The organism is Streptococcus oralis (assembly GCF_001075875.1).
Classification (GTDB): Bacteria; Bacillota; Bacilli; order Lactobacillales; family Streptococcaceae; genus Streptococcus; species Streptococcus oralis_I.
On the sequence record NZ_JUOS01000028.1, the window covers coordinates 1 to 11,728 of the forward strand.

Consider the following 11,728-nt stretch of genomic DNA (forward strand, 5'->3'; position numbering starts at 1 on the left):
CACTGCTTTGAGGTTGTAGATAAGACTGACGAAGTCAGTCACATATATAATCCAAGGCGACGTTGACGCGGTTTGAAGAGATTTTCGAAGAGTTTTATGTCATAAGATGAATGTAAATCAATAGTACCTCTTTTATGATATCCTTTATTTGCACTTTTATTTATTGTATAATAGTCAGCATAAATCTGTTTTTGGTCTGATATGTCTTGTTTCATCTATGTGCGAAAGAGAAATAAACTGGAGGTGTTTATGTCAAAAGATATTCGAAAATTAGTGACTTCACAGGGACTAGCGAATCTAGCAGATGTCTTTTTTAGAGTTGTTGTGATTGCGAATGTTTTTGTCTTATCTGGTTCGGTTATTTCAACCTCTCTAGTACCAATTCTGATTGGACTATCCTCCTTTTTAGCTAGTTTCTTAGTTCCATTAGTAACGAAGAGATTAGCTTTAAATCGTGTTCTTTTCTTGACTCAATTTGGTAAGACGATTCTGCTAGCGATTTTGTTTTTTCTACTCAAGCAATCTGAAACTATTTCCCTCCCTCTTTTATATGCTATTGTTACCTTAATCTCCGTTTTGGATGGTTTTGCAGCGCCTGTTTCCTATGCGATTGTTCCACGCTATGCAAGTGATTTAGCTAAAGCGAACGCAGCTATTTCTATGAGTGGTGAAAGTGTACAACTAGTTGGTTGGGGCTTAGGAGGTTTCTTATTTGCGAGTCTAGGAATGAATCCTAGCCTGCTCATTGTGTTAGCCTTGTTTACAATTTCTACGATTTTGATGTTCGGTTTAGCACTTGTCGAAAAAGAAGAGTTGTCCTCTGAAACAAGTCTTGAGACGCTCACAAAAGGCTGGAGATTGGTAGTTAAAAAATCAAGATTACGCTTTATTATCCAAGCTAATCTTTTAGAAATTCTAGCTAATGCTATCTGGGTATCTTCTGTTTTACTTGTGTTTGTGACTGAAATTTTACATCAGTCAGAAAGCTATTGGGGCTACGTCAATACAGCCTATTCCTTGGGGATTATCTTGGGAGGAGCTATTGTCTTCCGTCTAGCAGAGAAAGTTGTTACCTATAAATATCAAACTATGACCTTTTCTTTGTTAGCAACAGCACTAGTAACTCTTTTGATAGTGTTATTTCCAAATCCACCTATTTTTCTATTCCTATCTCTAGTAATTGGTTTTCTATCTCAAATTAAGGAAGTTCCTGAGAGCGTATTTTTACAGGAATCGGTTGATGAGAAGGAACTTGTGAATGTTTACTCCGTTATCGAAGTTGTCTCTACATTGGCCTTTTCTGTCTCTGTTTTTCTAATGAGTTTTATCACAGAATATTTTGGAGTATTTACTGGCTTTGGCTTGGCTATCTTCTGCTTGCTGGTAGAGTCTATCTTAGTTTTAAGAAAAAAGCACCAGATAAATTAACAGTTATAATCACACATCTGGTGTGATTTTTTTGTTTTCATAAAAATTTTTTATCAGTGCAATTTAAAATATATATTATGCAAGGTATAGATTCTGTGTTAGACTTATTGTCAACGAAAAGCTAATGAGTCATCAATCAAGGCAAGGATTTGTTCAATAGGCTGATGAGATTTCGTAAGATTTTCGCAGAAACCATTTAATTACAAAACGAAAAGAGGTCCCCTTATGACAACATTTACTATCCACACAGTAGAATCAGCGCCAGCAGAAGTGAAAGAAGTTCTTGAAACGGTACAAAAGGACAACAATGGTTATATCCCAAATCTTATCGGTCTTTTGGCCAATGCCCCTACAGCCCTAGAGGCTTATCGCACTGTTGGAGCTATTAACCGTCGCAACAGTCTAACACCTGTAGAGCGCGAAGTGGTACAAATCACTGCAGCCGTAACTAACGGTTGTGCCTTCTGCGTCGCTGGTCACACAGCCTTTTCTATCAAGCAAATCCAGATGAATGATGACCTACTTCAAGCCCTTCGCAATCGTACTCCAATCGAAAGCGATCCTAAGCTGGATACCCTGGCTAAGTTTACCTTGGCAGTTATCAATACCAAAGGGCGCGTTGGAGATGAAGCTCTTGGAGAATTTCTTGAAGCAGGCTATACACAAGAAAATGCCTTGGATGTTGTTCTCGGTGTCAGTCTAGCAAGTCTTTGTAACTATGCCAACAACCTAGCTAACACACCGATTAATCCAGAATTACAACCTTATGCATAAGAGGAGGACAAAGTATGGGATTTTTTTCAGAAGAATTTTTAAGCTGGTTAGACCAGCACGCTGATGAAATTGACAAAAAATCATGTCAAGCTGGAGAAGAGCTGATTGAGAAAATTGCTGCAGAAGGCGCCTTTCGTGTAGGAGTACCAAAAGTTCTTGGAGGGCTAGATGGAAATGATCAAGATGTTATCGATATCCTTGCTGAACTCGCTCAACATTCCTTAACAGCCTCCTTTATCTCATGGGGGCAACGAACTTTAATAGACAATATTCTACATACTGACAATGCTTATTTCAAAGAAGTTTACTTGGAAAAACTCTTATCAGGAGAATATGCAGGTGCTACGGCCTTATCTAATGCGGTCAAGTATCTATCTGACTTAGAGGAACTAAATGTTCGAATCCTTGAAGAAAATGGAAATTATTATCTTAAAGGACGACTTCCTTGGGTAACCAATGCTCGTAAGGATCGCTTCCTCACTATTTTTGTAGCAGGATTTGCAGATGATCCGAGTACAAGTTATGTAGTAGCCGTACCATCGGACGCAGAAAACTTTAGTCGTTCCGAAGATTTGGAATTTGTCTCTCTTCAAGGAGGGAATACAGCAGCTCTGACTTTTAACAAGGTCCCTTTAAAGGAAGAGTGGATTCTATCCAAGGATGCTCATCAATTTTTAGCGCAAAATCGTCCAGCCTTTTTAGGCTACCAATTTGGCCTAGCCTTTGGTTTGGCTGAACGTTCACTCTCAGAAGTCGAAAAAGAATTGGGGAAACGAGGTGTCTTGAAGGAAGAGTGGCAACATCAGGTCGAACAGTTAGATGATATTCGACATTCTCTCTATCAAGGACTATCTGAGGAGTCCTATTTCGTTAAAAATCCTCGTGAGCTATTCCAGTTACGGATTGATATTGTTGATGTTGTTGCCCAAAGTCTCTTATTAGAACTACAAGCTGGTGGCGGTAGAGGATACTTTAGTAAATCGACATCCGGTTTCATACGTCGTTGGAATGAAGGTGCCTTTTTACCAATTGTTTCTCCTAGTGCAGTGCAATTGCGACATATTCTAGCGACAAACTAAAAATAAAGAAAATAAAAACGAGGTTTATCTTTTTAAACTTCGTTTTTTAATCCTCCATTTAAGCGCTTTTATGCTATACTGATAATAACATGACTATTGGAGGTTCACATGAAAAAACTCCCCTTGGCCTTTTCAGGGTGCTTATTGGGATTGGCTGGAGCAGGCAATCTCATATTGGATATTTTTCCACTATTATCGCACGTCTTTAGTTTGTCAGGCTTGATTTTATGGTTTTATTTTTTATACAGTCATCTTAGTGATTGGCAAGAAAGCCAGCAAGAACTTAAGAAAGCTCCTCTATTGTCGGGAATGGCGACCTTTCCCATGGCAGGGATGATTTTATCAACCTACTTACTGCGAATCTTACCTACGAGTATGAGTATCATAGCGCAAGCTCTTTGGTGGTTTGCTTTTCTTCTAGATGTAGGTTTAATCATCTACTTCACTAAAAATTATGTGCAGACTAAACCAAGAACGAGTGCAACGCCAAGTTGGACAGTTCTTTATGTGGGAATAGCAGTAGCAAGCTTGACCTACCCAGTGGTGGGCATAGTCGAGATTGCCTATGGAGCTTGGATTTTTGGATTTACCTTAACCCTTTTCCTTTATCCTTTGATATATCAAGATTTGAAAAGTAATCCATTGCCACGGGCTTTACTGGGGCAAGAAGGAATCTATTGTGCTCCCTTTTCTCTACTGTTAGCAGCACTCGTTCGGATCGAAGGTTCAGGACTTCATGGCTGGATTTTGCTAGTCATGATCCTTGCTTCACAGACTTTCTTTTTCTTTGTCCTCAGTCGCTTACCAATGATTTTAAAACAGGGATTTCAACCAGCTTTTTCAGCCCTAACCTTCCCAACTATCATCACAGCAACTTCATTAAAAATGGCCCAAGGCATTCTGCAGATTCCAGTCCTTAACCTTCTCGTTTTGCTCGAAACGATCATTTGTTTAACAATCCTTGTCTATGTATTAGTAGAGTATATGCGGTATTTAAGAAGCTAAAAAAGCCCCTAGCACTGAGAAGTGTTAGGGGGTTCTTCTATCGCGAACGTGTAAATTAATTAGTTCAGCTTATACCTACTGTTCTTCATGTTCAGATAAAAAATAATAAGTCATAGTACCAAAGATTGATCCTACTCCAAGTCCTACTAGTAGGAAAAATGCAATCATTTTGAGCTCCAGAAACTGCAAAAAGAAATCTGTAATGGAGTGATTTTCAAGGATTACTTTTTTGGAAAATAGGATAAATAACTAGAGAGTTGGGATGCTAGTTCCAACTAACCAACTTCTTAACTTGATTTGACGCTTGCTGTAAGTGATTTGTGGAATCTCGGATTGATCATCATCTTCTAAGTGGAGTCCTCTAGTAGAATATCTTGCCTTGAGACTGAGGGTAAAAATCATCAAGAAGTAGAGATAGGGCATAGCCGTTCGAACTATCTCTATAAAGCGCCCAAACAAAAGATAGAACAGGAAGAGAAAGAAGGAAGAGTAAAAGATTTGGACCATGGAACGGGCGCAAGCCTTATAGATGACCTCTTGACGGCATTCATCAAAGGGTCCTTGGATATGAAAGAAATTCCGAACTAAGCGAGTGGTTAAGTCTTCTTTTTTCATGGTAGTGACCTCTTAATAACCTTGTTTTTGATTAGCTTCTTTAAAGAGTTGATAGAGAGTATAGAAGTAGACTAGACTAAAAACGATACAGATGGTTAGAAATAGTAGATATCTCCAATCCATAGAATTCGTTAACAGTTGTGGGAAAGATACGAGAATAAAGCAGAGAGATGCGTTTAAGAGGCGTCTTTTTTTTGATGTGATTTTCTGAAATCTTTGTCCTTTGTTCAAGGCAGGAAGGGCTAAGAGGAAGATGATCAGAAAAGGACGCGTAACTTGGCCATAAACTAGGAAAACTGTCATAAAGATACTGACCAAAATATGACTGAGAATTAAAGTTTGTAGTGATTTCATAAGTTTCCTCCTAATCGTCGTCTTGATCTTCTCTAGCTTTTTGAATACGAAGAGTGATGACAATATGCACTGTTAATCCGAAAAAGAAGGCTGCAACGATGGTTGACAAGATACTTCTTGTATTCAAAAGAGCGGTAAGATAGCTTTTGCTATCATCCATTAGGATATCGAGAAGTGGCATTCCAAAGAACATGGCTATTCCATAGACTAGACCAGCTTTAAGTCCAGGATTACGTAACTGTTTCTTTTCCTTCTGGCTCAACATATCAGGATCGATAGCAGCAATACCAGTTTTTTTAGTTTGAGTAGTGACATAGAGAGCACAAACCAAGGAAACCAGAAAAATAATGATTGGATATCCGAAAGCGACTACTTGGGGATATCTAAAAGCAAGGACAAAGGGAATAAGATTGCCTAAAGTCATGAGGTAAAAGAGAATCATAAAGATTTTATTTCCGATGTGCTCAGCTTCGCGTCGTTTGTGTTCATCAAGTGGCCCTGAAATGCCATAGATACGTTTGATCAGTTTTTCATAGAGGGGTTCTTTTTTCATTTTTCTTCTCCTTTTTAAAAATCATCCTCCCAAAAGAGACTGTTGAGGTCAGTTTGGAGGCTGCGGGCGAGATTGAGACAGAGTTCCAAGGTTGGATTGTACTTGTCGTTTTCAATCATGTTGATGGTTTGCCTCGAGACGCCGATATCCTTGGCAAGTTCGAGTTGGGACTTGCCCAGTTCCTTGCGGAATTCTTTCACACGATTCATGCTTCCTCCTTTTTAGATTGTGTCACATATATTTGACTATAGTATATTCTTTTGAAAACAAAATGTCAACTATTTTTGACATATTTTTAAAAGAATGTTGATGAGAATATTGTCAAGTGAGAATCTTCTAGCGATTTTATGCTATAATGAAGAAAAGTACAGAATTATAAGAGTGAATTGGATAGACTGAAAGCTATCCACTAAAGAAAGAGCAGAAAATGAACCATAAGATTGCAATTTTATCAGACATTCATGGCAATACGACAGCCTTAGCTGGAGTGCTTGAGGACGCTAAAAATTTGGGAGCGACTGAATATTGGCTTCTGGGAGATATTTTTCTTCCTGGGCCGGGAGCAAATGACTTGGTGACCCTTTTGAAAGACCTACCCATTACAGCATCGGTTCGAGGAAACTGGGATGATTGTGTCTTAGAGGCTTTAGATGGGCAATATGGTCTAGAAGATCCCCAAGAAATTCAGTTTCTCAGGATGACTCAGTATCTGATGGAGCGCATAAACCCCGAGCATATTGATTGGTTGAGAAAGCTACCTATGATAGCCAAGAAAGAAGTCGAAGGCTTGCGCTTCTCACTTTCTCATAATTTGCCTGAGAAAAATTATGGTGGTGATTTGCTGGTTGAAAATAATACCGAAAAATTTGACCAGCTACTTGATGAAGATACAGATATAGCCGTCTATGGTCATGTTCACAAGCAGTTGCTTCGTTATGGTAGCCAAGGTCAACAAATCATCAATCCAGGTTCGATTGGTATGCCTTATTTTAACTGGAAAGAGCTGAAAAATCACCGTGCCCAGTATGCCTTACTTGAGGTTGAAAATGGTGAATTAGTCAATATTCAATTTAGAAAAGTTGCCTATGACTATGAAGCAGAGCTAGAATCATCCAAGACCAAAGGCCTTCCTTTTATCGAAATGTATGAAGAATTACGGCGAGAAGATAATTACCAAGGCCATAATAGAGATTTGTTAGCTAGTTTAATTGAAAAGCATGGGTATGTGGAGGATGTGAAGAACTACTTTGATTTTTTGTAAGAGTTGCTTTAATTAACAGATGCTAAATAAAACGATTGGATGAGCCAATCGTTTTTAATATATCTTATTGTAATTGAGATTGATCTGGTAGGTAAGAACCACCGAGATAGGTTTTGCTGAGTTTTTCAAGGGTTCCATCTTGGTAGAGTTCTTTAAGAACATTGTCAAATTGGTCTTTAAATTCTTTTTGGTCACTTGAAAAGATGATGTAGTTGTTTGGATTATCATTGCTCTCCAAGTCGACTACGTTTAAGTCTAAACCTCGGTCTTGAATAATTTTTTGAACAGAGATTTTATCAAAGATTAGGAAATCAAATTCACCATTGGCGAGATCAGTCAGACGTTTAGCGACATCCTCACCAGAGTATTGTATAGTTGCAGGATTGTCGGAGTGACTTTGATTCCAGTCTGTAACAACTTTGGCAGTAGAAGTTCCTGTATCATCCTGGGTTGTTTTACCAGCGATATCTTGCAGAGAAGTAAGAGCCTTGTCTTTTCTGCTCACAAGAACCAAAGGGTTTTTAGCGATTGGGAGTGAGTAGAGGTATTTGTCGGCTCTCTCTTTGGTGTAGCTTAGGTTATTGGCAGCAGCTTGGTAACGGCCGGCATCCACTCCAGGAAAGATACTTTCCCAAGCTGTTTTTTGAAATTCAATCTTGTATTGGTCTAGTTTTTCATCGACTGCTTTTAAAACCTCAACATCATATCCAGTTAGATTTCCATCTTTTTCAAAATCAAAAGGTGGGATGTCCCCAGCAGTTGCTACGACAATGGTTTTAGGACTAGCAGTGGAAGTAGAAGCACTATCCTGTTTAGATTGTCCACAGGCAACCAACAAGGGACTAATGGCTAATAATAAGAATAATTTTTTCATAAGAGTCTCCTTTACTTAATGGTATCTAGCTTACCAGACAATCAATCAGATATCCAATATATATTTTTTATGGAGATGATAGAAAAATATTATAATTTCTAGTTTGAATCCATAGTAAAAAACTCAAGTAAGAAAAAAGATAATTTGTTTCACTAATGAAAAATCTCTGCAAGCTCTTTCAGAATGTGGTAAAATGGAAGCAATAGAAATAGAAAAGGAAATCAATTATGAAATTTCTTGAGTTAAATAAAAAACGTCATGCGACCAAGCATTTTATTGATAAACCTGTCGATCCGAAGGATGTTCGTACAGCTATCGAAATCGCAACCTTGGCACCAAGCGCTCACAACAGTCAGCCTTGGAAATTCGTCGTGGTTCGTGAAAGAAATGCTGAACTAGCAAAATTGGCTTACGGTTCAAACTTTGAGCAAGTAGCATCTGCACCTGTAACCATTGCCTTGTTTACAGATACAGACTTAGCCAAACGCGCCCGCAAGATTGCTCGTATTGGTGGTGCCAATAATTTCTCAGAAGAGCAGCTTCAATATTTTATGAAAAATCTTCCAGCAGAATTTGCGCGTTACAACGAACAACAAGTCAGTGACTACTTGGCTCTTAATGCTGGGCTTGTAGCTATGAACTTGGTCCTTGCATTGACTGACCAAGGAATCGGATCAAACATTATCCTTGGTTTTGACAAATCAAAAGTCAATGAAGTCTTGGAAATCGAAGAACGCTTCCGTCCAGAGCTCTTGATTACAGTGGGATACACAGATGAGAAGTTGGAACCAAGCTACCGCTTGCCGGTAGATGAAATTATCGAAAAAAGATAGGAAGAAAAAATGACAGTTATTGATTTTACAGCAGAAGTAGAAAAACGTAAAGAAGACCTCTTGGCTGACTTGTTTAGCCTTTTGGAAATCAACTCAGAACGTGATGACAGCAAGGCAGATGCTGAGCATCCATTTGGACCTGGTCCAGTAAAAGCCTTAGAAAAATTCCTTGAAATTGCAGACCGTGATGGCTACCCAACAAAAAATGTTGATAACTACGCAGGACATTTTGAGTTTGGCCAAGGTGAAGAAGTTCTTGGAATTTTTGCCCACATGGATGTAGTGCCAGCAGGTAGCGGTTGGGACACTGATCCTTATACTCCAACCATCAAAGATGGTCGTCTCTATGCGCGTGGTGCTTCAGATGACAAGGGACCAACAACAGCATGTTACTATGGTTTAAAAATCATCAAAGAATTGGGACTTCCAACTTCTAAAAAAGTTCGTTTTATCGTCGGAACTGATGAAGAATCAGGTTGGGCAGATATGGACTACTACTTTGACCATGTAGGACTTGCGAAGCCAGACTTTGGCTTCTCTCCAGATGCTGAATTCCCTATTATCAATGGTGAAAAAGGAAATATAACAGAATACCTTCACTTTGCAGGTGAAAATACTGGTGCAGCTCGTCTCCACAGTTTCACAGGTGGCTTGCGTGAAAACATGGTACCTGAGTCAGCAACGTCAGTTGTTTCAGGTGACTTGGCTGACTTGCAAGCTAAACTAGATGCCTTCGTAGCAGAGCACAAGCTTAGAGGAGAAATTCAAGAAGAAAACGGCAAGTACAAGGTTACGATTATCGGTAAATCTGCCCACGGTGCTATGCCTGCTTCAGGTGTCAATGGTGCGACTTATCTTGCTCTTTTCCTCAGCCAATTTGCCTTTGAAGGACCTGCAAAAGACTATCTTGACATTGCTGGAAAGATTCTCTTAAATGACCATGAAGGTAAAAACTTGAAAGTGGCTCATGTGGATGAAAAGATGGGTGCCCTTTCTATGAATGCTGGTGTCTTCCGCTTTGACGAAACAAGTGCTGACAATACCATTGCCCTTAACTTCCGTTATCCAAAAGGAACAAGCCCTGAGCAAATCAAGTCAGTTCTTGAAACCTTGCCAGTTGCTTCAGTTAGCCTTTCTGAACATGGGCATACTCCTCACTACGTACCAATGGAAGATCCACTTGTCCAAACCTTGTTGAATGTTTATGAAAAACAAACTGGACTTCAAGGTCATGAGCAAGTCATCGGTGGTGGAACATTTGGACGATTGTTAGAGCGTGGTGTAGCCTACGGTGCTATGTTCCCAGATTCTATCGATACCATGCACCAAGCCAACGAATTTATCGCCTTGGACGATCTTTTCCGTGCAGCAGCTATCTACGCTGAAGCTATTTACGAATTGATCAAATAATGCTATAGAAGTCTGAGATTTAATGCTTAGACTTCTTTTTGGAGGAGAAAATGTCTCAAATCGAAAGAATCAAGCAAGCTATCATAGAGGATCCACAGAATGCCAGCTATACTGAGCAAGGCATCGAGCCACTCTTTGCAGCACCAAAGACTGCTCGTATCAATATCATTGGCCAGGCACCTGGTCTCAAAACCCAAGAAGCAGGGCTATACTGGAAGGATAAAAGTGGGGACCGCTTGCGCGAATGGTTGGGTGTGGATGAAGACACCTTTTACAACTCAGGTTACTTTGCAGTCATGCCCATGGATTTCTACTTTCCAGGTCATGGGAAATCGGGTGACCTGCCACCTCGTCCAGGTTTTGCAGAAAAATGGCATCCAGAACTCTTGAAGGAGTTACCAGATATTCAATTAACACTCTTGATTGGGCAGTATGCCCAAGCCTACTACCTACATGAGAAAGTTAGTGGCAAGGTGACAGACCGTGTGCATCGGTTCAAGGATTATTTGCCTGATTATTTCCCTCTTGTACACCCATCACCACGTAATCAAATTTGGATGAAAAAAAATCCTTGGTTTGAGGAAGAAGTGGTTCCAGAATTACGAGCATTGGTACAAAAGATTATTCATCAATAAAGGAGAAAAAGGATGGATGCCTATCAACAAGTAGCTAATAAGTTACAAGAGTTGGGAATTACCTATGATGTGGTGGATCATCCACCTGCATTCTCGACAGAGCAGGCAGATAGCTATATTGAAGGCCTGGAAGGGGTTCGGACCAAGTCTATGTTTTTGACCAATAAAAAGAAAACCTAGTACTATTTGCTCATCATGGATGACAAGAAACCATTGGATATGGATGACTTTAAAGTTCAAGTGGGAGCTAATCGGATCCGCATGGCCTCATTGGATTCCTTGGCTGAGAAAATGAACCTACCAGCAGGAACAGTATCACCTTTTGGTTTGTTAAATAATGAAGAGAAAGACATTCATGTTTATTTTGATAAGGAGATCGTATCAGAGGATGTCATGACCTTCCACCCTAATACAAATGAAAAAACGATTTTTATTAAAACCCAAGACTTGTTTCGATTTTTAGAGTCGATTGGATTTACCTATGAGATAGTAATCTTACCTTAATGCCATTATAAAGGAGAAATGATGAACGAAATTACTTTTAACGATTTTTACCAACTTTATCAGAAAGAGTCGCTTTCTGTATTGGACGTTAGAGAAGTAGAGGAATTTGAGGCTCTTCATTTAGAAGATGCTCGTAATTTACCTCTGAGTCAACTGGCAGATACTTATGAGCAACTAGATAAAACCCAGCCTTACTACGTGATCTGTAAGTCAGGAATACGTTCCGCACGTGCCTGCCAATTTTTAGCAGAACATGGCTATGAGGTTGTCAATGTCCAAGGTGGCATGGATGCCTTTGAATAAGAAAAATTTCCTTCGAAACCTTTAAAAAAATGGGAAGGCTTCGAAGGATTTTTTTGCATTAAAATTCGGAAAATTGAAAACATTTCAGAATTGTTTCGTG

13 protein-coding genes and 2 pseudogenes are annotated in these 11,728 nt (G+C 39.4%); 10 read left to right on the top strand and 5 right to left on the bottom strand.

Features of this window, described 5'->3' with window-relative positions; translation table 11 throughout:
• The first annotated feature begins 249 nt into the window (after positions 1–249).
• From ADM33_RS01615 to ADM33_RS01630, 4 genes are all read left to right on the top strand, one after another.
• The gene (locus ADM33_RS01615; RefSeq protein ID WP_049502897.1) at positions 250–1,428 is read left to right on the top strand and encodes a ryptide export MFS transporter; all 1,179 of its coding nucleotides are present in this window, start codon (positions 250–252) and stop codon (positions 1,426–1,428) included.
• Positions 1,429–1,653: 225 nt separating this feature from the next.
• The gene (locus tag ADM33_RS01620; protein ID WP_045763587.1) at positions 1,654–2,202 is read left to right on the top strand and encodes a carboxymuconolactone decarboxylase family protein; all 549 of its coding nucleotides are present in this window, start codon (positions 1,654–1,656) and stop codon (positions 2,200–2,202) included.
• 14 nt (positions 2,203–2,216) lie between these two features.
• Positions 2,217–3,281, top strand: coding sequence for an acyl-CoA dehydrogenase family protein (locus ADM33_RS01625; protein WP_049502898.1), 1,065 nt, complete (start codon positions 2,217–2,219; stop codon positions 3,279–3,281).
• A gap of 108 nt (positions 3,282–3,389) precedes the next feature.
• Entirely contained in the window at positions 3,390–4,286 is an 897-nt protein-coding gene (locus ADM33_RS01630) for a TDT family transporter (RefSeq protein ID WP_049502899.1), read from the top strand.
• A 75-nt stretch (positions 4,287–4,361) separates the two neighbouring features.
• On the opposite strand, the pseudogene ADM33_RS01635 reads toward ADM33_RS01630, so the two are convergent.
• From ADM33_RS01635 to ADM33_RS01650, 4 genes and pseudogenes are all read right to left on the bottom strand, one after another.
• Positions 4,362–4,901: pseudogene (locus tag ADM33_RS01635) on the bottom strand (DUF3278 domain-containing protein).
• 12 nt (positions 4,902–4,913) lie between these two features.
• Positions 4,914–5,255 (bottom strand): hypothetical protein, encoded by a 342-nt coding sequence (locus ADM33_RS01640; RefSeq protein WP_049502900.1) that lies wholly within the window; start codon positions 5,253–5,255, stop codon positions 4,914–4,916.
• A gap of 10 nt (positions 5,256–5,265) precedes the next feature.
• A complete protein-coding gene (locus ADM33_RS10735; protein ID WP_080982675.1) occupies positions 5,266–5,808 on the bottom strand; it encodes a DUF3278 domain-containing protein in 543 nt (180 codons plus the stop codon).
• A 14-nt stretch (positions 5,809–5,822) separates the two neighbouring features.
• Complete coding sequence (locus ADM33_RS01650; RefSeq protein WP_006152985.1) at positions 5,823–6,017, bottom strand: helix-turn-helix transcriptional regulator; 195 nt, start codon at positions 6,015–6,017, stop codon at positions 5,823–5,825.
• Positions 6,018–6,235: 218 nt separating this feature from the next.
• Between ADM33_RS01650 and ADM33_RS01655 the strand changes: the two genes are divergently transcribed.
• Positions 6,236–7,069, top strand: coding sequence for a metallophosphoesterase family protein (locus tag ADM33_RS01655; RefSeq protein WP_049502901.1), 834 nt, complete (start codon positions 6,236–6,238; stop codon positions 7,067–7,069).
• Positions 7,070–7,133: 64 nt separating this feature from the next.
• Here the strand turns inward: ADM33_RS01655 and ADM33_RS01660 are convergent, their stop codons facing one another.
• Positions 7,134–7,943: an amino acid ABC transporter substrate-binding protein gene (locus tag ADM33_RS01660; protein ID WP_049502902.1), complete on the bottom strand. Its 810-nt coding sequence runs from the start codon at positions 7,941–7,943 to the stop codon at positions 7,134–7,136.
• A 227-nt stretch (positions 7,944–8,170) separates the two neighbouring features.
• Here ADM33_RS01660 and ADM33_RS01665 point away from each other — a divergent pair, with 227 nt between their 5' ends.
• The 5 genes and pseudogenes from ADM33_RS01665 to ADM33_RS01685 all read left to right on the top strand — a co-directional run bounded on the left by ADM33_RS01665 (position 8,171) and on the right by ADM33_RS01685 (position 11,628).
• Positions 8,171–8,776: a nitroreductase family protein gene (locus tag ADM33_RS01665; protein WP_049502903.1), complete on the top strand. Its 606-nt coding sequence runs from the start codon at positions 8,171–8,173 to the stop codon at positions 8,774–8,776.
• Positions 8,777–8,785: 9 nt separating this feature from the next.
• The gene (pepV, locus tag ADM33_RS01670) at positions 8,786–10,186 is read left to right on the top strand and encodes a dipeptidase PepV (RefSeq protein ID WP_049502904.1); all 1,401 of its coding nucleotides are present in this window, start codon (positions 8,786–8,788) and stop codon (positions 10,184–10,186) included.
• Between the two features lie 50 nt (positions 10,187–10,236).
• On the top strand, positions 10,237–10,821 hold the full coding sequence (locus tag ADM33_RS01675; RefSeq protein ID WP_049502905.1) for a uracil-DNA glycosylase family protein: 585 nt from the start codon (positions 10,237–10,239) through the stop codon (positions 10,819–10,821).
• A 12-nt stretch (positions 10,822–10,833) separates the two neighbouring features.
• Positions 10,834–11,325: pseudogene (locus ADM33_RS01680) on the top strand (prolyl-tRNA synthetase associated domain-containing protein).
• Positions 11,326–11,346: 21 nt separating this feature from the next.
• On the top strand, positions 11,347–11,628 hold the full coding sequence (locus ADM33_RS01685) for a rhodanese-like domain-containing protein (RefSeq protein ID WP_049502906.1): 282 nt from the start codon (positions 11,347–11,349) through the stop codon (positions 11,626–11,628).
• Positions 11,629–11,728: the final 100 nt, after the last annotated feature.